Source organism: Arthrobacter sp. R3-55, assembly GCF_054161505.1.
Map to the genome: position 1 here is coordinate 3,718,573 of NZ_CP096423.1, position 24,414 is coordinate 3,742,986.

Consider the following 24,414-nt stretch of genomic DNA (forward strand, 5'->3'; position numbering starts at 1 on the left):
CATGAACTCCTGCGGGGCCGGCTGTCTTCCCCCTGTGCATGCCGGCCCTGCAGGTCATGAGTCAAAGGGCAGGAGTCTCTGAACTTCCGGAGACTCGGCCTTACAGAGCCCTGAACTTCCAGAGACTCGGAACTTCCGGAGCCCTGAACTTCCAGAGCCCCCGTTGTCAGGCCCCCTAGCTCTAGCCCTAGCTCTAGCTCTCCCTCTAGCCCTAGCTCTCCAGCGTTCCTTGGTGGAACCGAAGCCGCCATTGGCCGCGGTCCAGCATCCACACAGAACTGCGCAGAGCCGAGCCTGCATGGCCGAAGCTGCGGTATGTGAGCAGGATGGTGTTCTCGCTGAGGCGGTCAGCACTCAGCAGTTCAAGGTCGGTGGGTTCGCCGGGATCTTCCTCCAAGGCCATCATCATGGCGTCCCGGGTCCAGAACCGTCCCGAGCTGCCAATCTCGGCGAAGTCCGGGTGGAGCAGCACTCCGATCCTGCCGATGTCAGCGCGAACATCGGGTCGGAGGAGCTCCCGTTCCAGGGCAAGCACTGTCTCTTCGGCGGAGAGCTCCTGGGTGGAAGCGTCCTCGAGTTCACTGAAAAGATCAGGCTGACCAAAGATCCCGGACTCCCCAAAGAGGGTGGGTTCAAAATGCGGGCGGGAGCTTCGTTCCATCCGGGACGGGGTGGTGGCGGCAACCCTAGCTTGCGCTGGCGCAGGAATCTCTGCTTGCACCGGTTCCAACGTGATGGTCTGGGCGAGGTTCTGTGTTCCGCCCTGGGACGAGGTGTTCACCAGCGCGCGGTCCTGCCCGGACGCGCCGGGGAACCCCGGACCACTCCGGTGGGCTACGCCCTGTTGGAAGGCCGTTGCTGCAGCGCGTGCCCGCTCATCGGCAGCCTCGTTGAGGTCGTGGCCAGCGTGCCCCTTGACCCATTCGAACGTGTATTTGCGGCCAACTATTGCTTGGTCAATCTCCTTGAGCAGGTCCACGTTCAGCACAGGCTTGCCGTCGGCTTTGCGCCATCCTTTACGTTTCCATCCCGGCATCCACTTGCTGATGCAATTTATGACGTACTGGCTGTCGCAAAGAATCAGGAGTTCTTCGTCCGGCACATGTGCCGTGGAGCGGAACAGATCCAGGACAGCCATGAGCTCACCCTGATTGTTGGTGCCGTGCGGCCAGCCCCCTGCGCGCCAACAGGAGTCATCAACGTACCAGGCCCAACCGGCCGGCCCAGGATTGCCGAGGGCGGACCCATCGGCGGAAGCAATAATCGTCATGACGTTAATCCTGCCAGACCCCACCGACACTGAATCCGTGATCGTACCCAGGTAGGTAGCAATAGCTGCCGTTGTGAGCTCTCATAACGGCATCTGCTGCTACCTACTTGGGTGTGCACAGCAAAACGGCGACCCCCACCAAAAGGTGAGGGCCGCCGTCGTTTGCTCTAAAGCGTGATGCTTGGGCGCTGTATCGCTACAGCAAAGGGGCTTAGAAGCCGCCCATGCCGCCCATGTCGTCGCCGCCGGGAGCCGGAGCGTTCTTCTCAGGCTTGTCGGCAACTACAGCCTCGGTGGTCAGGAAGAGACCAGCGATGGAAGCAGCGTTCTGGAGAGCCGAGCGGGTGACCTTTACGGGGTCGTTGACGCCGGCAGCCAGAAGGTCTTCGTAGACGCCCGTGGCAGCGTTCAGGCCGTGGCCCGAAGGCAGGCCGCGAACCTTGTCCACTACGACGCCCGGCTCGAGGCCGGCGTTGAAGGCAATCTGCTTCAGCGGTGCGTCGATGGCGACCTTGACGATGTTGGCACCGGTTGCCTCGTCACCCTGCAGGGTGAGGTTGGCGAATGCCTTGGCGCCGGCCTGGATGAGGGCAACGCCACCACCGGCAACGATGCCTTCTTCAACAGCAGCCTTGGCGTTGCGGACTGCGTCCTCAATGCGGTGCTTGCGTTCCTTGAGCTCAACTTCGGTTGCGGCACCGGCCTTGATGACTGCAACGCCGCCGGCCAGCTTGGCCAGGCGCTCCTGCAGCTTCTCGCGGTCGTAGTCGGAATCGGAGTTCTCGATCTCGGCGCGGATCTGGGCCACACGGCCTGCGATCTGCTCGGCGTCGCCGGCACCTTCAACAATGGTGGTCTCGTCCTTGGTGACAACAACCTTACGGGCGGTGCCGAGGAGTTCCAGACCAGCGTTTTCAAGCTTGAGGCCAACTTCTTCGGAGATGACCTGGCCACCGGTGAGGATGGCGATGTCGGCCAGCTGTGCCTTGCGGCGGTCACCGAAGCCCGGAGCCTTGACGGCAACGGACTTGAAGGTGCCACGGATCTTGTTGACGATCAGGGTGGCCAGGGCCTCGCCCTCGATGTCTTCGGCGATGATCAGCAGCGGCTTGTTGGACTGCATGACCTTCTCCAGAACCGTGACGAGTTCCTTCACGTTGGAGATCTTGGAGTTCACGATCAGGATGTACGGGTCTTCGAGGACCGTTTCCTGGCGCTCAGCGTCGGTGACGAAGTAAGCGGAGATGTAACCCTTGTCGAAGCGCATGCCTTCGGTGAGTTCGAGCTCCAGGCCGAAGGTGTTGGATTCCTCGACCGTGATGACGCCTTCCTTGCCCACCTTGTCCAGGGCTTCGGCGATCAGGCTGCCGATTTCCGGGTCACCGGCGGAGATGGAAGCCGTGGCTGCGATCTCTTCCTTGGTTTCGATTTCCTTGGCGGAAGCCAGCAGTTCGTTGATGACTGCCTCAACAGCCTTCTCGATACCGCGCTTGAGGGACAGCGGGTCGGCGCCGGCGGCAACGTTGCGCAGGCCTTCCTTCACCAGTGCCTGGGCGAGAACGGTTGCAGTGGTAGTACCGTCGCCAGCGACGTCATCCGTCTTCTTGGCAACTTCCTTGACCAGTTCTGCACCGATCTTCTCGTAAGGATCGTCCAGCTCGATCTCCTTGGCGATGGAAACGCCATCGTTGGTGATCGTGGGGGCGCCCCACTTCTTTTCGAGGACGACGTTGCGTCCACGCGGGCCGAGGGTGACCTTGACGGCGTCTGCGAGGATGTTCAGGCCCCGCTCGAGGCCGCGGCGTGCCTCTTCATCAAATGCAATGATCTTGGCCATAACGGCGGTAGTCCTTTCGGGACAGTCGTTAAGAAGGTACCTGTCAGATAGGGTGCCCGCGACGGACGGTCCTTTGCGTGCGGCCTCTGTATGCCCCGCGCTCCGGACCTCACCCCACCAAGGTGTTTCTTGATCCTCCGCCGGTCCGCCACCTATCCGCCGCCGGGTTTAGCCGGGCCGGACTTAGCAGTCGAACCATAGGAGTGCTAAATCAATAATTAGCACTCGACCGGGGAGAGTGCAAGCAGAGATGCCACTTTGCTCTATAAACAAAGGGCTTTCAGCCGAGGGCTGACGGAGATGAACCGAAACCAGGCAAAGAGCTAGGCGACGCGCACACCTTCGGCTTGCGGGCCCTTCTGCCCCTCGCCCAGTTCAAACTCAACACGCTGACCCTCTTCAAGGGCCCGGAAGCCGTCCATTTGGATGGCGGACCAGTGCACAAAAACGTCGTCACCCGATTCATCCACAGTGATGAATCCGTAGCCCTTTTCGGCGTTGAACCATTTGACGGTTCCCAATGCCATGATGCCCACACTTTCGCAGTAGCCAAGACCGGTTGCCGGGATCTCCGTACCGGAATCAATCCACTGTAACCACAGTCACTCCACCGGCGCTCCCATGGAGGGCCAGGGCATCACTTTTGTTATTGAGGCTTAACCGAGTTGGGGCTTTCGGGCGAAAGCGGGGGCTCGAAAACTACTGGTAGCCGGGTCCTGCAACAACCACCAACGGCTGCTGGACTTCGGGCGATTCCAGGATGGTCTGAATGCCCAGCAACGCGCCCAAGGCTTCGGCGTTGGCCTTCTGCTCAGGGACGTTGTAGAAGATCACGGATGTCTGCTGCGGCATGCCGCCCCAGTTGCCCACCGTGCTCAGCGTCCAGCCGTCGGCTTCCACCAAACCTGCTACACGGCCGGCCAAACCAGCGGTGCCTGCGCCGTTGTAGACCGCCACAGGAGTGGCCTTGTCCACGGGAGCGGAGGACGGGGTTGCCGACGGACTGTCGGACGGGGTCGGCTCGCTGGAAGGAGAGGGGGCGCTGCTGGATTCGCTCGGAGTAGCCGAAGGGGTCGCATCAGTCTGCTGGGGTGCCGGCGTCGAGACAGCGGGCGCAGCACCGGGGGCCACCACGCCGAGGTTCGGAAGGACCAGGAAAGCCACCAGTCCCAGGACCAGGGCAACCACCCCGACGGTCAGGACCGGCCACAAAGTGGGGCGTGCGGTCTCCTGGGCGTCACGGTGCACGCCCTGCCGGGAGGTGTTCTGCGGGACCTGGTCGAATTCGTCCTTGGCATATTTGGTCATGGTGAAGCGATGTCCTTGCTGGTTGCTGCTGACAGATCAGCCGGGCTATTTACGCGTCGGACCCCAAGCGACGTGCCGTCCGCGCACGCTGGCGGGACGTACGTAGTCTACGCAATCTCTTGACGAGCATGGGATCGTGGGCCAACGCGTCCTCAGTGTCGATCAGTGCGTTCAGGATCTGGTAATAGTGTGTAGCCGAGAGATCGAACAGCTCGCGGATCGCTTGTTCCTTGGCCCCTGAGTACTTCCACCACTGCCGTTCCAGGGCCAGCATCTGCTGGTCCCGTTCGCTGAGCGGCGAGTCACTGCGGGTCCCGGCCGCAAGGTCTTCGAGGGCAAACCCGGTTGCCTGCGGCGCCATCGGTTCCGGTGCTGGTTCTGCCACGGCACACTCCTTCGACGCGTGTTGGGGGAAAATGTCCTACCCCCATGTTACGGGCGAATAACAACGCTGTCATTCGCCGGGCCGGGACGGCGCGGGAGACAATGGCGTGGTGAATGGCGAGGATGCACTCTTTGACCTTGAGCCGACGGACCTGGATGACGCGGGTTTCGCCAGGCTCCCTGACCGGCCGCTGGAAGAACTGATGGCCCCGGATTGGGCCGATGCCCTGCGACCCGTGGAAGGACAGCTTCGGAGCGCCCTGGCTTTCGTGGCGGCCCAGGCCAGGAACGGGGCCCATGTCCTTCCTTCAGCCGGCAACCTTCTCCGCGCTTTCCAGCAACCGCTGGCCGATGTCAGAGTATTGATTCTTGGTCAGGATCCGTATCCCACGCCGGGACACGCCGTCGGGCTTTCCTTTGCCGTTTCGCGGCAAACGCGACCCATCCCTCGCAGCCTGGCCAACATCTACCGCGAACTCCATGACGACCTTGGGCTTCCGCCCCGGGTCCACGGCGACCTCACGGCGTGGACGGACCAAGGCGTCCTGTTGCTCAACCGGGTCCTTAGCGTCAACGCCGGAGATGCAGGCTCGCATCGCGGCAAGGGCTGGGAGGCCATCACGACGGCGGCAGTCACCGCAGTCGCCAACCGAACGGACAGCGCCGGGAGGCGCAGCCCCTTGGTAGCGATCCTGTGGGGAAAGGACGCCGAGGGCGTCGTGCCGCTTCTTGAGGGAGCGCCGTCGATTGTGTCGGCCCATCCCAGCCCCCTCTCCGCCTCACGCGGTTTCTTCGGCTCCAAGCCCTTCAGCCGCAGCAACGAACTACTGCTGGAACAAGGTGCCCAACCCGTCGAGTGGGAACTGCCGGTCCTGTAACCTTCGTCCTGAAACGCTCACTCACATCCCAAGCCCTTCAAACCCAACGCTCACTCACATCCCAAGCCTTCAACCCCAACGCTCACTCACCTGGCTCCCGAAGCACCTGGGACATGCAAGAGGGTCCGGCCCAAGCACGCGGGATATGCAAGAGGGCGTGTAACCTTCGACTCATCCCCAGCAGACGTGCAGGTAATTAGCTTAGGCTTACCTACATGACCGCTCTCCCCGTCACCTCGTCCGCCTCACGCACAACACGCCCGCAGGTCAATCTGACCGTCCTGCGGAACGAACGCCTTTCGCCGCACATGGTGCGAATCGTGGCAGGCGGACCAGGGTTCAGCGATTACGCGAACAACGAGTATGTGGACCGCTACGTCAAGATCGTCTTCCCTCAGCCGGGCGTCGATTACGAGCTTCCGCTGGACCTCTGGGCCATCCGCGAGACCATGCCCCGGGAGCTGTGGCCCCACACCCGGACCTACACCATCCGCTGGGTAGACCTGGAAGCACAAGAGCTGGCCATTGACTTCGTGGTCCACGGCGACCAAGGCCTGGCAGGTCCGTGGGCAGCAGAGGCCAAACCCGGCGACTCGTTGGTCTTCACAGGTCCCGGTGGCGCTTACAACCGGGCCCCCGACGCCGACTGGTACTTGTTCGCCGGCGATGACGCAGCGATTCCGGCCATCGCTGCCTGCGTCGAGGCTCTTGCCCCCGATGCCCGCGGAACCGTCTTCCTTGAGGTGGACAGCGCGGCAGACATCCTGCCCATTTCGGCACCCTCCGGCGTGAAGCTCCACTGGTTGTACCGCAACGGAGTGCCTGCAGGATCCAGTGATCTTCTACTCGAGGCCCTGCGCACCACCGAATGGTTGCCCGGGCGGGTGGACGTCTTCGCCCACGGCGAGCGGGGCTACATGAAGGGACTCCGCGAGATCCTCTTCGTCCAGCGAGGCTTGGAACGCTCGCAGGTCTCGCTGTCCGGCTACTGGGCGCAAGGCCGCGTGGAGGAAGTCTTCCAAGCCGAAAAAAAGCTTCCGGTCGGGCAGATCTAGCCTTCACCACGGAAAAGGGCGCCGCTTGAAGCGGCGCCCTTTTCCGTTGAGTTTCAATTTTCCTAACGCCTGCGCACCCTGCGCCGTTCATTGCTGGAAAGGCCCTTCGTCAGCGGCCTGGCCAAGTTGTCCCCGAGCACGATGCCCGCCGCAACGCCAAGGACAATCGCACCCGCGTTGAGCATGCCACCAGCACCGGCCAGGATGTCGCCCTCTTCAACAGTCAAAACATACATGGACCGGAAGATGGTGAGGCCGGGAAGCAGGATCAATGCCGCCGGAACTGCAACCACCAGCTGCGGCGCACCGAGTTTGAGCGCCACTACCCGGCCCAGCAGGCCGATCACCACCGCAGCCACTGCGGGCGACAAGCGATCGCCGAGTCCGGCTGCGCCAGCCCCCCACAAGACGAAGAAGCCCACCAAGCCGACTGCCGCCGTCGGGAATAACAGACGCATTTGCGTTTGTTCGGTGACGCCGATGGCCACCACCGCAATGGCGATCAGAATGGCCTGGCCCCACAAAGGGTAAGCGTCGGGGAATGTGTCCGTGACATCAAGTACGGCGCTGCCCATCAACGTTCCGACCACTACAGCCACGCCTATACCTGCCACGATGGCACCGAACGTCAGCGCCGTGGAAAGGAACCGGCCTGCTGCTGTCACGGGGAATCCGTTGATCGCGTCCTGCACTGAGGAGACAAGGCGACCCGTTGGCAGGAGCAGCAGGATCCCGCCGGCAACCACAATGGAAGGAGCAATGTCCACACCCGCCCACCGCAGCATCAGGGCAATGAAGGTGACCAGGAACGCGCACGCCATGGTGTTGAAGAAGTCCGCCGTCCGCCACCGTGCCAGCTGCCGTGACAACAGGCTGATCAGGATGTTGGAGCAGAAAGCCACAGCAGATGCACCCAGCCCGCCGCCCAGAACGCCCACGAAAACGGCCGAGAAAATGCCGAACGCAATGGTGACCATCCAGCGCGGGAAAGGCTTGGCGCTGCGAATGATCTCGTTCAAGCGGCGCACAGCTTCATCGCGCCCCACTCCCCCGGCCACAATGTCAGTCACCAGTTGGTGCACCTGCGCCAGCCCCGCGTAGTTGTTGGTCCAGGAGCGCACTACACGCAGGAGCGTGATGGGTGTCTGGTCCTTGGGCGCGTAGTTGATGGCCACCGACTGGTTGGTGATGTCCACTTCAACGTTCTTCAATCCCAGCGCCGCCGTCACGGCGATCATGCTGGTCTCGACCTCAAGGGCACCGGCACCATAGCGGAACATGACCTCGGCCAGATGCAGGGCGAAGTCGATGGTTTTGCGGGCGGAGGCGTCCACTCCCACCACTTGGATGGTGGGGTTGGCATAGGGGCTTCCCGCCAACCGGTCCACGATGTTCATTGGTGCTGTAGGTGGGCTATCGCCTTGAACCAGACGCATGAGCATGCGTTTGGCGTTGACGTTCTGCCGGACCTGGGATGGCCGCAATGGCTGGGTCTTGGGCAACCCATCGGTATGGGGCCTGCTGGCGGACCCGTCGGGGCGTTCAGTCACGCGGTGATCCTCCCTTGGCTTGTGTGATTAGCGGTTCCTCCGAAGTTTTCCTACTACCGGCAATTTCTCAAGTGGCAATCGTCCCAGCACTGTCTGGGCGGCCCCTGCGAGCTTCCTGACCGCGCGGTATCCATGGAAAATGACCGGATTGACCGGGGCCACGAAGTCGCCCACCAGTTGGACCACTTCGCCACCGAAGCCCTTCTTGAACTCGTACCCTCCATGGCCGGTCTCATCCTGGCCCTGGATGCCGAACGTGCCGTAGAAGTTGTAGCGCGAGTATCCGTTATTCAAGGCGTGCAGCATCATGCCCCAGTACAGGGACGTTGCGCCATTGAAGTAGATGTAATCCTGCACGGTGCCGCCAATGACGCACACCAGTTCGTCGCCGGAGCAGGCAAAGTGGATGGCGGCCACAGTGGCAACGCCAACTGAATCCGGGAAGCGTTCGATGTCCTTGAGGCTGCGCTCGTAACTGTCAACGAGGTCCTGGACTACCTTGATCCGGTTGGCCTTCTTCTTGCTGCCGGTCTCCTCGACTTCCCGCTTCAGGTCTGCGAGGGTCTTGGATTCGGCATCGAGCCGTTCGGTGATGGAGGCCCGGTACTCAGGGATATTGATCTTGGCCATCATGAGCTTGGTGAACTCGTCCGAGGTGTTGCGGAGCAGGTGCTCGTAGTACTCGCGTTCGCGGTACGTGAAGCCTTTCTCGTCCCCGGCAGTGCTCAGGGCGGTGTAGAAATCATCCAGCGTCTCCAGCGTTGCCTGTTCCAGGTAGACGCCATTCTTCTCGGCTTTACGGATGGCTTTACGGGTCCGGTAGTTCATGCCCATGATGAGCTCTTCGGAATCAGCGATTCCGTCCAACTGCTTGATGAACATCCAGTTGATATTGGCAAAGTTCATCTCAAAGCCCTGGTGCTTGAAGCCCAGGCCTTCGAATTCCTTCAGCAGCGGACGGTTGTCCTCAACTTCGGGGTGCTCGGCGCCCTCTTCGTCCCGTGCGATGTACCGGATGTTGGGCGAGATCCGCAGCTCGGCAGCCTTCTTGCCGGCTGCGTGCTTTTTCAACTGCTCGACGACGAAGCGAACCACCGCGGGGTCGCTGTAGTCCATCAGTGGTCCCTTGGCGCAGTCTGCGATTTTGTAGCCCAGGCGGTTGGCCGTGTAGACCAGCTTTCCTACAGCAATCAGCGCGCCATTCTGCTTTACTCCGAAGAGTTCCACTTCCTGGCCGCGGGCACGCTGAAAACGCGTGAGGTCCAGGGACTGGATGAAGCTGCCCTGCGGGTGTCCCTTGGCGAATGTCTCGAAATCAGCGTCACTGAGAATCACGAATTCCATGGCGGTTCCAGCCTCAATCGGAGTCAAAGAAATTACCTCACCTAACAGTAGATTTGCACCCGTTGGTGGCCGGGGCGGGCCTGAATTTAGCTTGGGGCGGTGTTAGCCGGGGCCGGCTCCTAGTAGAACTGGCCGCCGGTACGCATGGTCTCGACACGGCGGAAAACGCGCTCCGCCCCCTTGAGCCAGAGTTTGTAGCGGATTGGCCCCACCACGTGGTCGTAACAGCCCACGAAATCCGTGACGGTCTTGGTGAAGCTTGTCTTGAAGGATCCCAGGCCGTAAAGCGGGTGGGACTTGTCCTTGATGTGTGCCGCCGGCGGAGTCCCACAGAAGTCGTACTCCACACAGCCGAGCTCCTGCATGCGCTGGATTGCTGCCCACTGCGCCAGGTGTGAATCGCCGTACTGCTTACGGTTCTGGGTTGATCCACCGTCCTTGTACGTGGCCTTTGATCCGTAGTTGATCACGAAGGCACCAACACTGGGTGCCCCGTCCTCGTGAACGAAGAAGAAGTGGCCCTGCCCGCGGCTGCAGAACTCTTCCCAGAACTTTGCGTAGTACTCGTAGCTCCGCAGCGGCATGGCACCTTTAGCGTCCATGGTGTTCCGCATGAGGGCGTACAGCTTGCGGTAACTGTCCTCGCCGGGCTCTCCCTGCACAACCTCGCACCCTTCACGCTCGGCCCTGCGGACAGCGTTCCGGGCACGCGAGGAGATGCTCCTCAGTACTTCGTTGGCAGGGGCTGAGATGTCCAGGATCGCTGTTGAGTCGTTGGATTGGATGTTGGGAGCCTTAACCAAGCCACCAGCCTTCAGTTGCGCGGTCACCTCAGGTGACTCCACGACGTCGGGCTCTATCTTGATGGTGAAGACGTTCATCTTCTGTTCCTTGGCCAAAGTGGCCACGGCCATCAGCAGGGGCTGGATGTCTTCCACAGCAGCAACGTCCGGGCCTTTGATCAGGTACCAGAGCCGGCCCAGGACAGGGAACTTCTTCTCAAGGAGCAAGTTGTAGCTGCTGTACTCCTGGGTTTCGATGACGAGCCGGCGGACCAACCAGCCGTTACCGTCCTTGACTGCGGCATAGGCGTCGGACTGCAGCATGTTGCCGCCGTTCGGGTTGGCCGTGACGTGCTTGTCCCAGTTGTCGATTTCCTCGGCGGTGGCAAAGCGGGCGGTAAATTCTCGCAAGGTGGCCGTGTCCAATCTCAGGGGTTTGGTGCAGTGTTCAAAAGCTCGGTACGCATGCGGACATGCAGCCCCAAGTCTATCGGGCCAAGCGAAATCGGCTGGTCTACGAGCGAAAGCGCCGATCTGCCGTTGCTCACAAACGGATCTGGTCCGCGCTCTCCAACTCGATCGCCTTCGGCTGCCTGCCCAGTTCACGCTGGCCGCTGACGAGCCGGTCCGCGTTGGTGAGCCTGCTAAGGCTCAGTCCTGTCAGGTCTGCTATCTGCCCAATGGGAACCTGGAACGTTCGGAAGGGTCCCAGCGGAGGTGGCTCTCCTTCGAGGAGCCGCTGGTCAATGGCCCGTTTGAGCTCTACTTTCCCGAGCAGCGGTGATTGGTCCAGGACGAAGCCCACGGCGGCCAGCTTGGCATCGTTGGTCCAGGCCGCGATCTTCCAAAATTTCCGCGGGATTTGGACACCCCGGTAGGGCTGATCGTCGTCCCGGAACACGGGGCCCGTAAAGACACTGAGCTTGGCATCGTGGGCATCCGCGTGGCTCAAGACGTGGTCCTCCAGCCCCACCCAGAGTTCTTTGCCTTGGTTGAAGTCGTCCACCTGAGGGGCAGCATTGGTGAAGGCGAAGGTGTCCTGGTTGGCCTTCTTCGCCGTAGCAGCGTCCCCCCAGACGGGATCCAGCCGTCTGACCAAATGGCCGCGGTCGAAGGCGTTGTTCTTGTAAACGTCCGGACCCGCCTGGTGCTCCCTGGGAATCCTGTCATCGAAGTGCCACGTGCCCTCGCGCGCCAGCGGATTCAGTTCCTTACCGTGGATGTTGACGCCCACGATCGCCGCGAGCTTCCGGGCAGCCCGGAAACGCACGGAGAAGTGGATGTAGTCCAACAGAATCGTCGTTGCCGACGGACTGGGCAGCTCAAGCCGTGCCCGCAAAAAATCCTTGTCGTATCCCCCGCTCATGGATACAGCATGGCACTAGGCACTGACAGTAAACAGGCTCAGCATTCGACGACGTTGACGGCGAGGCCGCCCATCGCGGTTTCCTTGTACTTATGGGACATGTCCTTGCCCGTTTCCCGCATGGTCACAATGACCTCATCCAACGAGACCCGGTGCGTACCATCACCCCACAACGCCATCTTCGCCGCGTTGATCGCCTTCGCCGCAGCAATCGCGTTCCGCTCAATACACGGAATCTGCACCAACCCCCCGATCGGATCACACGTCAACCCCAGGTTATGTTCCATCGCGATCTCCGCCGCGTTCTCCACCTGACCCGGCGTACCACCCATCACCTCAGCCAACCCAGCGGCAGCCATCGACGACGCCGACCCCACCTCACCCTGACACCCCACCTCAGCACCCGAAATGGACGCCTGCTCCTTATACAAAACCCCCACAGCACCGGCAGTCAGAAGGAACTTCACCACCACATCATCCCGATCCTGCTGGGAAGCCTTATCCATCCCCGGCGCATAATTCAACGCGTAATACAACACCGCCGGAATGATCCCCGCAGCCCCATTGGTCGGCGCCGTCACCACACGCCCGCCCGAGGCGTTCTCCTCATTGACCGCCAACGCGATCAGATTCACCCACTCCTGCCAATACTTCGGATCGTTCCGGTCCTTATCCTCCTTCAGGAGCCGCTCCAACCAATCAGGCGCACGACGACGGACCCGCAACCCGCCAGGAAGCACACCCTCACGCTTCAAACTGGTTTCCACACAGGCCTCCATCACGGACCAGATATGCAGCAAACCCTCCCGGATCTCCTCCTCGGACCGGGACGCCCGCTCATTAATGAACATGATCTCGCTGATGCCCAACCCCTTCGACTGGCACCGGCCCAACAACTCCGCCGCCGTCCTAAAAGGCAACGGCAACTCCTTCTTGGACTCCTCCAGCTCCTGCTGCGCGGCGTTCTCCTCACCCTCACGGACAATGAACCCGCCACCCACAGAAAAGAACGTCGCCTCCCGCAGCACATTCCCCCCGGCATCAGAGACAGCAAACTTCATCCCGTTCGTATGCCGCGGCAACACCGTCAACGGATGCAACACCATATCCTCCACCGCATACGGCAACTCCACCCCCTCACCAGAGGCACCAGCCAGGTTCAACACACCCGTCTCAGCAATAGCAGCCAACCGCGCCTCCACCTCCTCAGGCAGAATCAGCTCAGGGTGATACCCCTCCAAGCCCAACAGCGTCGCCGTCATGGTCCCGTGGCCACGACCCGTCGCAGCCAACGACCCATACAAATCCACCCGCAACGAAGCCACCGAACCCAGGACCCCAGCGTCCCTCAACTCACCAGCAAACACCGCAGCAGCCCGCATCGGCCCCACAGTATGAGAACTCGACGGACCAATACCCACGGAAAACAGATCGAAAACACCAACAGCCATGGTCGGGATTCCTTAATACAGTTTGAAACGGTCCGGCAGATGGTCCTGCCGGATGGCCTACCCCGCTTGTGGCGGAGATCGACCGAAGCACGACGCCGGATGGCCCCCAAAGGCGGCAACCCGGCGTCGCAATTTTATTCAGTTCTACAAATCCCACGCTACGCCCATGCGTCCGTGGGTGGGCCACATGGCCAACGCTCATCGGACGGCGTTCCCCGATTCGGGGATTCGCTGCCAAACATGCCGTGCGCACGGCACCCCCAGCAGCAAACCCACGAATCGGCCGGTGCACTTGGGGTCGGCGTGCGGAAGCGGGCGTCCAAGGGAGCATCGCATCCGCCCAGCGGGTGCCTATGCGACCGAGCCCGCGGAGGACGCCAACCCCAAGGGGCCGCCAGCTAAGAGGAAGGGCTTAGGAGAGGTCTCCGCCATTCTTGGAGGCGTATTCCTCGGCGGAGAGCAGCGGGCCGTCGGACTCGGCGGCGACCTTGAACAGCCAGCCGGCGCCGTAGGGGTCGTTGTTGATCAGGGCCGGGTCCGATACAACGGCGTCGTTGATCTCCGTGACCTCACCGGTGACCGGCGAGTACAAGTCAGAGACGGACTTGGTGGACTCAACCTCGCCGCAGGTCTCGCCAGCGGTCACCGTGGAGCCAACCTCGGGCAGGTCAACGTACACAATGTCACCCAGAGCGTCGGTGGCAACCTCGGAAATACCGACGGATACCGAGTTCCCTTCGCCGCGGGAAACCCACTCGTGCTCGTCGGAGTACTGAAGTTCGGGCGCTACTTTGGGCATTCTGTTTCCTTTACGTGTGGTGATGAAACCGGGAGTTACTTTTGGCGCTTGTAGAACGGCAGGGCAACGACTTCGAATGGCTCAGACTTACCCCGCAGGTCAATGTCCAGTGCGGTGCCAAGCCCTGAATGCTCGACGTCGACATACGCCAACGCTACCGGGTAACCGAGCGTGGGGCTCGGCTGACCGGACGTGACTTCGCCAATCACTGCGCCGTCCTTGAGGACCGGGTAGTGGCCTCGGCCGGCACGGCGGCCCAGGCCCTTGAGGCCAACGAGCTTGCGTCCGCTGGTGGAGCCTGCGCCATCTGCCTTGAGGGCAGCGAGTGCGTCCTTGCCGACGAAGTCGCCTTCCTTGGACAGAGCCACCACCGGTCCGAGTCCTGCTGCGAAGGGGTTGCCTTCGCGGGAGAGCTCGTTTCCGTAGAGCGGCATGCCGGCTTCCAGGCGCAGGGAGTCGCGGGAAGCCAGGCCGGCGGGAGTGAGTTCGCCGTCTTCGGCAGCGTCGGCAATGGCCTGCCACAGGGCTGCTGCGGATTCGTTGGCCACAAAGATCTCAAAGCCGTCTTCGCCTGTGTAGCCGGTGCGGGCCAACAGCAGTTCCTGCGTGCCGCCGTCGAACGTGAACGGGACATCAACCGCGGCGTAGTACTTCAGGTCGGTGACCGTTGCGTGCTGTTCGGCGGGCACCAGGCGGAGGAGGATCGATTCGGCCAGCGGCCCCTGAACGGCAATCAGCGAGGTGTCAGCGGATGCGTCCTCAACGACGACGTCGAAACCGGCAGCGCGCTCCAGAAGGGCCGAGGCAACAACCGCAGCGTTTCCGGCGTTCGGTACCACGAGGAACTTCTCCTCACCGCGACGGTAGGCGATGAGATCATCGATGATGCCGCCGTCTTCCTGGCAGATCAGCGAGTACTTGGCTTTGCCGATTGCCATGGCGGAGATTTTGCCCACCAGGGCGTAGTCCAGGAAAGCTGCTGCCTCGGGGCCGGTGACCCAGACTTCGCCCATGTGGGAGAGGTCGAACAGGCCTGCGGACTTGCGGACAGCATGGTGCTCAGCCAACTCAGAGGAGTATTTGAGCGGCATCTGCCAGCCACCAAAGTCGGTGAAGGACGCGCCGAGTTTCTTGTGCTCTTCGTAAAGAGCTGTGTAGTTCTCTGTCATTTTCCGGAACCCCTTAGTTCTCGAAGTCTTCGATCGGCGGGCAGGAGCACACCAAGTTGCGGTCACCTGCCGCGCCGTCGATACGGCCGACCGGCGGGAAGTACTTGTCCTGCTTGAGGTGGTGGACCGGGAAGGCAGCCTGCTCGCGCGGGTACGCCCGGTCCCAATCGGAACTTACGACGGCGGCTGCCGTGTGGGGTGCGCGGCGAAGCGGGGAATCCTGCACGGAGAAGTCGCCGTGAGCAACCTGCTCAATCTCGGCACGGATGGTGATCATAGCTTCGATGAACCGGTCGATCTCGGCAAGGTCCTCCGACTCGGTGGGCTCCACCATCAGGGTTCCGGCAACCGGGAACGCCAGGGTGGGGGCGTGGAAGCCGAAGTCGATGAGCCGCTTGGCAACGTCTTCAGCAGTGACGCCGGTCTTGGCCGTCAGCTCGCGGAGGTCCAGGATGCACTCGTGGGCCACCAGTCCGCCTTCGCCGGTGTAGAGGACCGGGAAGTGCTCGTTCAGGCGGGATGCGATGTAGTTCGCAGCCAGCAGCGCCGACTTGGTTGCCTCGGTGAGGCCCTGGCCACCCATGAGCTTCACGTAAGCCCAAGAGATGGGCAGAACGCCGGCGGAACCGAAACGGGATGCCGAAATCGGGACGTCGTTGCCTTCGGTCCAGGAAGCTGCATCGCCGGGCATGAACGGTGCAAGGTGCGCCTTGGCAGCAACCGGGCCAACGCCGGGTCCGCCACCGCCGTGGGGGATGCAGAAGGTTTTGTGCAGGTTCAGGTGGGATACGTCGCCGCCGAACTTGCCCGGCTGGGCGAGCCCAACCAGGGCGTTGAGGTTTGCGCCGTCAATGTAGACTTGGCCGCCGGCCTCGTGGATGGCGTCGCAGACTTCGCGGACGTCGGCATCGTACACACCGTGCGTGGACGGGTAGGTGATCATGATGGCCGACAACACCTCGCGGTTGGCCTCGATCTTGGCGGCAAGGTCCGCGTGGTCGATCGTGCCGTCGGCGGCCGTGGCCACCACTACAACCTTCATGCCGGCCAGCACTGCCGAGGCTGCGTTGGTGCCGTGGGCGGAAGCGGGAATGAGGCAGACGTTACGCTGCTCGTCGCCACGGGACAGGTGATAGCCGCGGATGGCCAACAGGCCCGCGAGCTCGCCCTGGGAACCGGCATTCGGCTGGATGGACACTTGGTCGTAGCCGGTGATCTCGGTCAGCTGGGATTCGAGGTCGGTGATGAGTTCGCGCCAGCCCTCGGTCTGGGAATCCGGAGCGAACGGGTGGATGGAGGCGAATTCCGGCCAGGAGATGGCTTCCATCTCTGCGGTGGCGTTGAGCTTCATGGTGCAGGAACCCAGCGGGATCATGGTGCGGTCCAGCGCGAGGTCGCGGTCCGAAAGCTTGCGGATGTAGCGCAGGAGCTGGGTTTCGGAGCGGTGCGTGTTGAACACCGGGTGCTGCATGAAGTCGCTGGTGCGCTCCACGGAAGCTTCAAGCGCGAGACCTTCAGCGGCGTCAGCAACCGAAGCGCCGAAGACCGCCGCGACGTCAGCAACAACCTCGGAAGTGGTGGTCTCATCAACAGAGATACCAACAGTGTCAGCGTCAACGCCTCGCAGGTTGATGCCCTTGGCCTCGGCAGCAGCGACGATCTCTGCAGCCTTGCCCGGGACGCGGACGGTGATGGTGTCGAAGAAGGAACCGTGAAGGACCTCGACGCCGGCAGCCTTCAGTGACGCCGCGAGGGTGCGGGCGTGACTGTGGGCGGTCTCGGCAATCGCCTTCAAACCCTCCGGGCCGTGGTAAACGGCGTACATGGAAGCCACGATGGCCAGCAGGGCCTGCGCGGTACAGATGTTGGATGTGGCCTTCTCGCGGCGGATGTGCTGCTCGCGGGTCTGCAGCGCCAAGCGGTAGGCGGGGACACCGGCGTCGTCCTTGGAAACGCCCACCAGACGGCCGGGCATGGAACGCTCCAGGCCCTTCTGAACGGCCATGTAGGCCGCGTGCGGGCCGCCGAAGAACAGCGGAACACCCAGGCGCTGCGCGGAACCAACGGCGATGTCCGCGCCCTGCTCGCCCGGAGGGGTGATCAGCGTCAGCGAGAGAAGATCGGCAGCGACGGTGACCAGCGCACCGCGTTCCTTGGCATCGGCAATGACGGCGGAGTGATCGAATACGCGGCCGGACACGCCGGGTTGCTGGAGAACGACGCCGTTGATGGCACCTTCCGGAAGGCCGAGGGAGAGATCCGCGACCTCAACCTCGAAGCCGAGTGCTTCGGCGCGGCCCTTGACGATCGCGATGGTCTGCGGGAGGCAATCGGCGTCGAGGACGGTCTTGCCGTCCTGGGCAGCCTTGTTCTTGTTGGCGCGGCGCATCATCAGGACGGCCTCGGCAACGGCGGTTGCTTCGTCAAGCAGGGAGGCGTTGGCGATCGGCAGGCCGACCAGGTCCTGGACCATGGTCTGGAAGTTCAGCAGCGCTTCGAGGCGGCCCTGCGAGATTTCCGGCTGGTACGGCGTGTAGGCCGTGTACCACGCCGGGGATTCCAGGATATTGCGGCGGATCACCGGCGGCGTCACGGTGTCGTAGTAGCCTTGGCCGATCATCTGGACAGCGGTCTTGTTCTTGGAGGCGAGCTTGCGCAGCTCAGCGAGGACCTCGACTTCGCTCAGCGCGTTCTGCAGGGTGAGGGCAACGTCCTGGCGGATGTCGTTCGGGACGGCGGTGTCGACCAACGAATCGACGGTGTCGTAGCCGACGGACTTGAGCATGGTCTCAATGTCGGCCTGGCGGCGGGCGCCAATATGCCGATCGACGAAGGTGGTGGAGGCAGAACTAACCGTCACGAAGGAACTCCATTACTTGGGCGGCGTTTGGGTACGCCACAGCGGTTGGGTTCCTCCCCGCTCTGTATTGGACCTGAGAGTTTCCGCGCGTTGCGTGAACAACCATCGCTTGCACCGTCGGTGAGCACAGCGCTCATTCACCCTGAGGTGGGCTGATTGCCTGCTGCTTTCCAGAGTTGCCTTGCCGCGGCGGTGCGTGGGCCTGAGAGATTCCTGGGGAGGGTTTGCTCCTACGGCGCCTGCATCACTTGCTTGCAGGACTCTCCCGCCGCAGATCAAAGGCATGTTCAGTTATGTATGGGCACCGTGTAGGGCACGCCACAAGGGTTAATTGTCCTACGTCACGGGCGCCGCCGCAAATGGACGGCCTGCTACTTCCGCAACCGATCAAGGACACCAAGCAGGATGTCGACGTCGGCCTCCCGCCCGGCATTGCCACCCTCCTGCCCGCCTTCGAAGATGGCATTGAAATACAGGCCGTCACCCATATAGCTGACGGCTTTGGCGACGTCCGGACCAACGTCCTCCGCCAGCACGTCCAGCCAACGCTGCTGGATGGCGGCAAACCTCCGGCGCGTTTCCTCATGGGCCACCTCGGCCAGTCTGGTGGCAGCGACGAACGCCCGGTCCATGGGCGTATCCGCCCAGAGCGATGACCGGATGAAGTAGGCGGCCGAACCATCGGGCGCCGCCTTCATCAGCGCGGTGTCTTCATCGGCGAGCAAGTCCAGACGCTCCAAAAGCGCTGTGATCAGCGCTTCCTTGTTGGGGAAGTGGTAGAGCAGCCCGCCCTTGGACACCCCTGCACGCTTGGCAACGGCGTCGAGGGTGGCAGCCCGCTCCCCCACCTCTATCAGGAGGGCTTCGAAGGCATCCAGGACTGCGTCCCGGGCAACTGGTTTTCGTGGCATGTGTCCATCATTCCCTAAAGCTTCACTGGGGTTACATTTGAAACTGTACCGTCTGGACGGTACAGTAAATGACATGTACTCGCCGTCCTCAACCCAAGCACCCCGTTCCGCTGATCCCCTCAAGGGCCAAGCAGCACCGTGGCGCGACTGGACGGCACTGGCACTGCTGATGTTTCCGGTGCTGCTGGTGGCCGTCGACAACACCGCGCTCACCTTTGCCTTGCCTGAAATCGCCCGCTCTTTGGACGTGGGCGGCGTCCAATTGCTGTGGATCGTTGACGCATACCCGCTGGTTCTTGCCGCGTTGCTGGTGTCGATGGGCAACCTGGGCGACAGGATCGGACGACGGCGGCTGCTGCTGGTCGGCAGCACAGGCTTCGCTGCGGTTTCGGCTGCTACAGCTTTTGCACCCTCCGCTGAATGGCTCATCGCCGGCAGGGCCGGCCTTGGCGTCTTTGGCGCAATGCTGATGCCGTCAACCCTGTCCTTGATCCGGAACATCTTCACCGATCCCAACCGGCGCCGGCTTGCCATCGCCGTCTGGGCTGCCGGGTTCTCGGGCGGCGCAGCCCTTGGTCCGATCTTCGGCGGCTGGCTGGTGGAGCACTTCTGGTGGGGCGCAGTCTTCCTGGTGGCAGCTTTCCTTCTCCTGCCGCTGCTCGCCTTCGGCCGGGTCCTGATTCCCGAATCCAAGGACGCCAACCCCGGACGCGTGGATGTGCCCAGCATCGTCCTGTCCGTGGTCACCATGGCTCCGTTCGTCTACGGCATCAAGGAATTCGCAGTCCATGGTTTCGGGGCATCCGCGGCCGCGTTCATGGGCTTCGGCCTGGTGATGGGCATTCTGTTTGTGCGTCGCCAGCAGCGGATCCAGAACCCCATGCTGGACGTTGCCCTTTTCAAGAACAAGGTGTTCAGCACGGCAATCGTGGCGAACGTGTTGTCACTGTTCTCCATGACGGGCTTCATCTACTTCTTCGCCCAGCACCTGCAACTTGTTGAAGGCCAATCCCCCATGGAGGCCGGCATCGCAATGATTCCTGCCCTCCTGGCAACTGTCATCGCCGGCCTGCTGGTGGTGCCGCTGGTCAAGCGCGTCCGCCCCGGATACGTGGTGGCCGCGGGCTTGACGCTCAGCGCCGTGGGCTACTTGATTGTGGTTGTTGGCGATCACGGCAGCGGACCCGTGTTCCTGTTGTCGGCGCTGACTGTCCTGGCAGTTGGCGTGGGTGCCGCGGAGACCATCTCCAACGATCTCATCCTGGCTTCCGTGCCGGCCGACAAGTCCGGAGCCGCCTCGGCCATCTCCGAGACCGGCTACGAACTGGGATCGCTCCTGGGAACGGCTGTACTCGGATCCATCCTCACTGCTTCCTACCAGCACAACCTCGTGATTCCAGACGGCGTTTCCTCGCAGGCAGCCGGAAAGTCCGCGGAAACACTCGCCGGCGCTGTTGACGCAGCGTCCGCCCTTCCGTCGCCATTGTCGGAGGCGCTGACGGTCGCCGCCCGGACGGCTTTCGAGTCCGGCGTCCACATCACAGCGGCGATTGGGCTGGTATTGATGGCCGGAGCTGCGGTGCTCGCCGCCGTCGTGCTTCGCCGTGTGCCGAAGGCGCAGAAGTAGGTACAGCGCCGTTGCGGGGCCCGCTCTGCGCGATTCTCTGGGAATTTGGCACGCATATCGGGCCTCACACGGCTTCGGTCGGCGCCGCTTTCTTGTCGACGCCGGCGGCCAGTTCATCGATCCTGTCCAGGGCGTCGGTGAGCCGGGTGACCGTGGTCCAGAGTTCCGGATGCCGGTCCCTGACTTCCTCGAGGGTGGTGCCGGCCGAGGTCAGGGAACCGAGGTCGAAGCTTACGTTGGTTCGGGCTCCTGCAATAGCTGCCCGGAGGGCTCCGAAACCCACCACGACGTCGGCGATCAGCGCAGGGTTGCCGTGCGAAGCGAGCCATGCGAGGTCTTCAATGGCACGGATGGCCCGCTCCCCCAAGACCGCTGACGCTTTGGCGGCATCAACGGAGGCCTGATGGATTGCGGCGTCGCGCTCCGGCCCGGGATCGAGGCGGAAGGCGGCGCCGAAAGCGTTGGAGGCCGTAGCGTCGTCGTCGGCTAAGTGAAGGGCAACTTGGCGGAGTTCGCGGGCACGGGCGTGGATGCCGGCGAGGTGTTGGTGCTCGGAGTCTTCCACCTCGGTGTAGCCGGCCACCATGGAGGTCAGGGAAGCCGCAATGGAGAGCATGACCCCGGTCCCGGCGCCCCCACCAGGTGAGCCAGTGGATTCCGCCAGGGCCTTGGTCCACTCCTCAACGGTGGATTGCTGGGTGGTGACTGATTCAGAATCGTTCATGCCATCCAGTGTGCCGGGGCTTTTCAGCCTTCGCAGCTTTGGGCTGGATACACTGGCCAAACCTAGGCGTCGAATGAAAAGGGCAGACTCATGACCATTGACCTCGAAAAGCTATACAAGGACCTGCATGCCCACCCCGAGCTGTCCTTCCAAGAGACCAGGACCGCAGGTATCGCCGCGGGACATCTGGAAGAACTCGGCTTCGCCGTTCACCGCAGCATCGGAAAAACCGGGGTTGTGGGTGTTCTGGAAAACGGGCCCGGACCCGTAGTGATGCTCAGGGCAGACATGGACGCATTGCCCGTCAAGGAAACAACAGGCCTGGACTACGCAAGCACGGCCATGGGTGTTGACCACCAGGGTAAGGACATGCCGGTCATGCACGCTTGCGGCCATGACGTACACGTCACTTGCCTCGTGGGTGCGGTGGAGGCTCTGGTCGCTCAACGTGATCAGTGGCAAGGCACCCTGATCGCCCTCTTCCAGCCAGCCGAGGAATGGGGTGGCGGGGCAGAAACCATGGTGGCCGATGGCCTGTATGACGCTGTGCCCAAACCCGACGTCGTCCTGGGCCAGCATGTGGCCCCCTTCCCCGCCGGCTGGTTCGGAATCCGGCCCGGCGTCACCATGGCATCCGCCGATTCCCTCAACATCACCCTCCATGGCCGCGGTGGTCACGGTTCACGCCCTGAGACCACTATCGACCCGGTACTGATGGCAGCGGCAACCACCGTCCGGCTGCAGGGCATTGTTGCCCGTGAGCTGGCAGCGAGTGATTCCGCGGTAGTGACCGTGGGGCAGATCCACTCGGGGACCAAGAACAACATCATTCCCGAAACAGCAACTTTGGGCCTCAGCGTCCGCACCTTCAGCAATGACACCAGGGATAAGATCCTCGGTTCCATCGAGCGCATTGCCGCGGCAGAATCCACAGCGTCAGGGGCACCCAAAGACCCGGAGATTCAGTTTGAAGAGCACTTTCCGCTGACCGTCAACGATCAGGCTGCCACCGATAGGGTGTCCGCGGCGTTCAAGGCAAAGTTCGGCGAAACACAGATCATTGACCCCGGTCCTGTCTCCGGAAGCGAAGACGTGGGCGCCTTGGCCAAGGCCGCCGGCGCTCCCCTGGTTTTCTGGTTCCTGGGCGGCGCCGAGCCTGCCCTGTTCAAGGAATTCGCCACAACGGGCCGTCTACCCGAAGATATTCCGTCGAATCACTCACCGTATTTTGCTCCGGTCATTGAGCCGACGTTGTCGCGCGGGACCGAAGCCTTGGTGACGGCCGCCCGGGAATTCCTGGCTACCCAGTCCTAGGGATTCATCCGGTCCGGCAAGGGTGAAGGCGCCGCGAGTGCAGCGCCTTCACCCTTGCTTCCTTCACCGAGCCGGTGCAGTGACTAGTGGGACAACGCCGCCTGACGTGCCTCCCGGACAGCCAGGGTGGTCTCCTCCATCATCAGATCAGCGTTAATGGCAGCGCCTGCCATGACCCCTGCAGCTGCGGAGGCCATCACCTGGCCAGTGAGATCGGTGACGTTACCGGCCGCCCAGACGCCAGGCACCGATGTTGCCCCGCCCATCGGACCGGCTTCAACATGGGTCCCGACGCCCATCGGGTGCTCCACCACGGGGACCCCGAGGGACTCCAGCACGCCGGATCTTGCCTCCAGCCGGGGGCCCGTCACAACCGCTTGCATCGGAATCACCGTTCCCGAATCCAGGACAACGCCGCTCAATGCATCGTCAGTGACTTCCAGCGCCCGGACTTTACCGTCCACCACGGTGATGGAGCGGGCAGCCAATTGCTCCCACTGCTCCTCCGTAGGCTCCACCACGTCATTGAGGAACAAAGTGATGTTGGGGCTCCACTGGCGGAACAGCAACGCCTGGTGCAATGCCATGGGCACCGAACCCAGGATTCCGATCGCTTTGTTCCGCACTTCCCAGCCGTGGCAGTAGGGACAGTGGAGAACGTCGCGTCCCCACCGCTCCCTGATCCCGTCGATCTCGGGCAGGATGTCGATCAGTCCCGTGGTGACCAGCACCCTTCGCGCTTTGATGGTGCGGCCATCAGCCAGGTCCACCTCAAAGGCAGGCTCCGCCCCTTCGGTGGCTGCCGCCGTCGAGCGCGCCCCAACAGCAGTGCCTTCCACCACTGCGGCTCCGTACTGGATCGCCTCTGCCCGGCCCAGTTCCAGCAACTCCCGGGGATTGATGCCGTCACGGGAGAGGAATCCGTGCACCCCGGCTGCGGGTGCGTTCCGCGGCTCACCGGCGTCGATAACGACGACGGACCGCAAGGCCCTGCCCAGCGTCACGGCTGCACTTAACCCAGCTGCGCCACCTCCGATCACCACTGCGTCGTATTCCGCTGCCAAGGGATTGCTCGTTGTATCCATACCCAAATGCCTCCGTGCGTCTCCTGCGGCCATGCGCCGCTCCTTCCATGGTTGGACAGGAAGGTCGAGAACAGCAAGGAAGTTTGCCAGTATGGCAAAATGAGGGGCATGACAACGGATTTCAGCAGCATGCTCGACGCCGTCGGCCCCCGCCTGCGTGCCATGCGGACCCAACGCAACGTGACCTTGGCCGAAGCCTCGGAAGGTACGGGCATTTCCGTCAGCACACTCTCAAGGCTGGAATCGGGACAACGCAAGCCCACCCTGGAACTGCTCCTCCCCATCGCGAGGTTGCATCAAGTTCCGCTCGAAGAACTCATCGACGCCCCGGAAACCGGCGACCCCCGGATTCACCTCAAGCCGCACGTTCACGAGTGGGGAACCGCACTTCCCCTGACCCGGCGCCCGGGCGGTATCCAGGCCTTCAAAATGGTGCTGAAAAGCGGAACAGGAAAAGAGATACCGCAGCCCCAATCACATGAGGGCTATGACTGGATGTACATCCTCAACGGCAAGCTTCGGCTGGTACTGGGTGAGAACGACTTTGTGCTGAAACCCGGCGAGGTCGCGGAATTTGATACGCGAACACCGCACTGGTTTGCCAGCGCCACCTCGGAGCCCGTGGAACTCCTCACCCTGTTCGGCCAGCAAGGTGAACGCCTTCATGTACGGGCACGACCCAAGCGCTAGGAAGGGCAAG

General features: G+C 62.5%; 21 protein-coding genes and 2 riboswitches. Of the genes, 5 read left to right on the top strand and 16 right to left on the bottom strand.

What is annotated here, in order from left to right:
* Positions 1-211 precede the first annotated feature (211 nt).
* The 5 genes from M1D51_RS16985 to M1D51_RS17005 all read right to left on the bottom strand — a co-directional run bounded on the left by M1D51_RS16985 (position 212) and on the right by M1D51_RS17005 (position 4,800).
* Positions 212-1,270, bottom strand: coding sequence for an RNase H family protein (locus M1D51_RS16985; protein ID WP_458107330.1), 1,059 nt, complete (start codon positions 1,268-1,270; stop codon positions 212-214).
* 211 nt (positions 1,271-1,481) lie between these two features.
* On the bottom strand, positions 1,482-3,107 hold the full coding sequence (gene groL, locus M1D51_RS16990) for a chaperonin GroEL (protein WP_172324129.1): 1,626 nt from the start codon (positions 3,105-3,107) through the stop codon (positions 1,482-1,484).
* Between the two features lie 323 nt (positions 3,108-3,430).
* Entirely contained in the window at positions 3,431-3,634 is a 204-nt protein-coding gene (locus tag M1D51_RS16995; RefSeq protein ID WP_011773737.1) for a cold-shock protein, read from the bottom strand.
* A gap of 172 nt (positions 3,635-3,806) precedes the next feature.
* A complete protein-coding gene (locus tag M1D51_RS17000) occupies positions 3,807-4,415 on the bottom strand; it encodes a LytR C-terminal domain-containing protein (RefSeq protein WP_458107331.1) in 609 nt (202 codons plus the stop codon).
* 49 nt (positions 4,416-4,464) lie between these two features.
* Positions 4,465-4,800: a DUF3263 domain-containing protein gene (locus M1D51_RS17005; RefSeq protein ID WP_375154250.1), complete on the bottom strand. Its 336-nt coding sequence runs from the start codon at positions 4,798-4,800 to the stop codon at positions 4,465-4,467.
* 106 nt (positions 4,801-4,906) lie between these two features.
* Between M1D51_RS17005 and M1D51_RS17010 the strand changes: the two genes are divergently transcribed.
* Together M1D51_RS17010 and M1D51_RS17015 are read left to right on the top strand one after the other, a co-directional pair.
* Positions 4,907-5,677, top strand: a complete 771-nt coding sequence (locus M1D51_RS17010; RefSeq protein WP_458107332.1) for a uracil-DNA glycosylase — start codon at positions 4,907-4,909, stop codon at positions 5,675-5,677.
* A 215-nt stretch (positions 5,678-5,892) separates the two neighbouring features.
* The gene (locus M1D51_RS17015) at positions 5,893-6,732 is read left to right on the top strand and encodes a siderophore-interacting protein (RefSeq protein WP_458107333.1); all 840 of its coding nucleotides are present in this window, start codon (positions 5,893-5,895) and stop codon (positions 6,730-6,732) included.
* 62 nt (positions 6,733-6,794) lie between these two features.
* Here M1D51_RS17015 and M1D51_RS17020 read toward each other — a convergent pair whose 3' ends face one another.
* From M1D51_RS17020 to M1D51_RS17060, 9 genes are all read right to left on the bottom strand, one after another.
* Positions 6,795-8,282, bottom strand: coding sequence for a threonine/serine exporter family protein (locus M1D51_RS17020; protein ID WP_172325960.1), 1,488 nt, complete (start codon positions 8,280-8,282; stop codon positions 6,795-6,797).
* A gap of 27 nt (positions 8,283-8,309) precedes the next feature.
* The gene (locus M1D51_RS17025; RefSeq protein ID WP_458107334.1) at positions 8,310-9,626 is read right to left on the bottom strand and encodes a peptidoglycan bridge formation glycyltransferase FemA/FemB family protein; all 1,317 of its coding nucleotides are present in this window, start codon (positions 9,624-9,626) and stop codon (positions 8,310-8,312) included.
* 119 nt (positions 9,627-9,745) lie between these two features.
* Positions 9,746-10,834, bottom strand: a complete 1,089-nt coding sequence (locus M1D51_RS17030) for a lipid II:glycine glycyltransferase FemX (RefSeq protein WP_458107335.1) — start codon at positions 10,832-10,834, stop codon at positions 9,746-9,748.
* 118 nt (positions 10,835-10,952) lie between these two features.
* A complete protein-coding gene (locus tag M1D51_RS17035) occupies positions 10,953-11,774 on the bottom strand; it encodes a DNA/RNA non-specific endonuclease (RefSeq protein ID WP_458107336.1) in 822 nt (273 codons plus the stop codon).
* A 38-nt stretch (positions 11,775-11,812) separates the two neighbouring features.
* Entirely contained in the window at positions 11,813-13,225 is a 1,413-nt protein-coding gene (locus tag M1D51_RS17040; RefSeq protein WP_458107337.1) for an L-serine ammonia-lyase, read from the bottom strand.
* 412 nt (positions 13,226-13,637) lie between these two features.
* Entirely contained in the window at positions 13,638-14,024 is a 387-nt protein-coding gene (gene gcvH / locus M1D51_RS17045; protein ID WP_026542540.1) for a glycine cleavage system protein GcvH, read from the bottom strand.
* A 35-nt stretch (positions 14,025-14,059) separates the two neighbouring features.
* Positions 14,060-15,193, bottom strand: a complete 1,134-nt coding sequence (gcvT, locus tag M1D51_RS17050) for a glycine cleavage system aminomethyltransferase GcvT (RefSeq protein WP_458107338.1) — start codon at positions 15,191-15,193, stop codon at positions 14,060-14,062.
* A 13-nt stretch (positions 15,194-15,206) separates the two neighbouring features.
* On the bottom strand, positions 15,207-18,053 hold the full coding sequence (gene gcvP / locus M1D51_RS17055; RefSeq protein WP_458107339.1) for an aminomethyl-transferring glycine dehydrogenase: 2,847 nt from the start codon (positions 18,051-18,053) through the stop codon (positions 15,207-15,209).
* 52 nt (positions 18,054-18,105) lie between these two features.
* Positions 18,106-18,232, bottom strand: a riboswitch (glycine riboswitch).
* 1 nt (position 18,233) lies between these two features.
* A riboswitch (glycine riboswitch) is annotated at positions 18,234-18,331 on the bottom strand.
* 93 nt (positions 18,332-18,424) lie between these two features.
* On the bottom strand, positions 18,425-18,964 hold the full coding sequence (locus tag M1D51_RS17060) for a TetR/AcrR family transcriptional regulator (protein WP_172323987.1): 540 nt from the start codon (positions 18,962-18,964) through the stop codon (positions 18,425-18,427).
* A 73-nt stretch (positions 18,965-19,037) separates the two neighbouring features.
* Here M1D51_RS17060 and M1D51_RS17065 point away from each other — a divergent pair, with 73 nt between their 5' ends.
* Positions 19,038-20,591 (top strand): MFS transporter, encoded by a 1,554-nt coding sequence (locus M1D51_RS17065; protein ID WP_458107340.1) that lies wholly within the window; start codon positions 19,038-19,040, stop codon positions 20,589-20,591.
* Between the two features lie 64 nt (positions 20,592-20,655).
* Here the strand turns inward: M1D51_RS17065 and M1D51_RS17070 are convergent, their stop codons facing one another.
* A complete protein-coding gene (locus tag M1D51_RS17070) occupies positions 20,656-21,315 on the bottom strand; it encodes a cyclodeaminase/cyclohydrolase family protein (protein ID WP_458107341.1) in 660 nt (219 codons plus the stop codon).
* A 90-nt stretch (positions 21,316-21,405) separates the two neighbouring features.
* On the opposite strand from M1D51_RS17070, the gene M1D51_RS17075 reads away from it, so the two are divergent.
* Positions 21,406-22,629, top strand: coding sequence for an amidohydrolase (locus M1D51_RS17075; RefSeq protein WP_458107342.1), 1,224 nt, complete (start codon positions 21,406-21,408; stop codon positions 22,627-22,629).
* A gap of 83 nt (positions 22,630-22,712) precedes the next feature.
* Here M1D51_RS17075 and M1D51_RS17080 read toward each other — a convergent pair whose 3' ends face one another.
* Complete coding sequence (locus tag M1D51_RS17080; RefSeq protein ID WP_458109608.1) at positions 22,713-23,714, bottom strand: NAD(P)/FAD-dependent oxidoreductase; 1,002 nt, start codon at positions 23,712-23,714, stop codon at positions 22,713-22,715.
* A gap of 108 nt (positions 23,715-23,822) precedes the next feature.
* Here M1D51_RS17080 and M1D51_RS17085 point away from each other — a divergent pair, with 108 nt between their 5' ends.
* Positions 23,823-24,404, top strand: coding sequence for a helix-turn-helix domain-containing protein (locus M1D51_RS17085; RefSeq protein WP_172323992.1), 582 nt, complete (start codon positions 23,823-23,825; stop codon positions 24,402-24,404).
* Positions 24,405-24,414 lie beyond the last annotated feature (10 nt).

Excerpts from the sequence above, each read along its gene's own strand:
- M1D51_RS17025 (WP_458107334.1), bottom strand. The coding sequence starts at position 9,626 with ATGGAATTCGTGATTCTCAGTGACGCTGATTTCGAGACATTCGCCAAG.
- M1D51_RS17080 (WP_458109608.1), bottom strand. The coding sequence starts at position 23,714 with ATGGATACAACGAGCAATCCCTTGGCAGCGGAATACGACGCAGTGGTG.
- gcvH (WP_026542540.1), bottom strand. The coding sequence starts at position 14,024 with ATGCCCAAAGTAGCGCCCGAACTTCAGTACTCCGACGAGCACGAGTGG.
- M1D51_RS17070 (WP_458107341.1), bottom strand. The coding sequence starts at position 21,315 with ATGAACGATTCTGAATCAGTCACCACCCAGCAATCCACCGTTGAGGAG.
- groL (WP_172324129.1), bottom strand. The coding sequence starts at position 3,107 with ATGGCCAAGATCATTGCATTTGATGAAGAGGCACGCCGCGGCCTCGAG.
- M1D51_RS17015 (WP_458107333.1), top strand. The coding sequence starts at position 5,893 with ATGACCGCTCTCCCCGTCACCTCGTCCGCCTCACGCACAACACGCCCG.
- M1D51_RS17000 (WP_458107331.1), bottom strand. The coding sequence starts at position 4,415 with ATGACCAAATATGCCAAGGACGAATTCGACCAGGTCCCGCAGAACACC.
- M1D51_RS16995 (WP_011773737.1), bottom strand. The coding sequence starts at position 3,634 with ATGGCATTGGGAACCGTCAAATGGTTCAACGCCGAAAAGGGCTACGGA.
- M1D51_RS17075 (WP_458107342.1), top strand. The coding sequence starts at position 21,406 with ATGACCATTGACCTCGAAAAGCTATACAAGGACCTGCATGCCCACCCC.
- gcvT (WP_458107338.1), bottom strand. The coding sequence starts at position 15,193 with ATGACAGAGAACTACACAGCTCTTTACGAAGAGCACAAGAAACTCGGC.
- M1D51_RS17060 (WP_172323987.1), bottom strand. The coding sequence starts at position 18,964 with ATGCCACGAAAACCAGTTGCCCGGGACGCAGTCCTGGATGCCTTCGAA.
- M1D51_RS17040 (WP_458107337.1), bottom strand. The coding sequence starts at position 13,225 with ATGGCTGTTGGTGTTTTCGATCTGTTTTCCGTGGGTATTGGTCCGTCG.
- M1D51_RS17085 (WP_172323992.1), top strand. The coding sequence starts at position 23,823 with ATGACAACGGATTTCAGCAGCATGCTCGACGCCGTCGGCCCCCGCCTG.
- M1D51_RS16985 (WP_458107330.1), bottom strand. The coding sequence starts at position 1,270 with ATGACGATTATTGCTTCCGCCGATGGGTCCGCCCTCGGCAATCCTGGG.
- M1D51_RS17065 (WP_458107340.1), top strand. The coding sequence starts at position 19,038 with ATGTACTCGCCGTCCTCAACCCAAGCACCCCGTTCCGCTGATCCCCTC.
- M1D51_RS17035 (WP_458107336.1), bottom strand. The coding sequence starts at position 11,774 with ATGAGCGGGGGATACGACAAGGATTTTTTGCGGGCACGGCTTGAGCTG.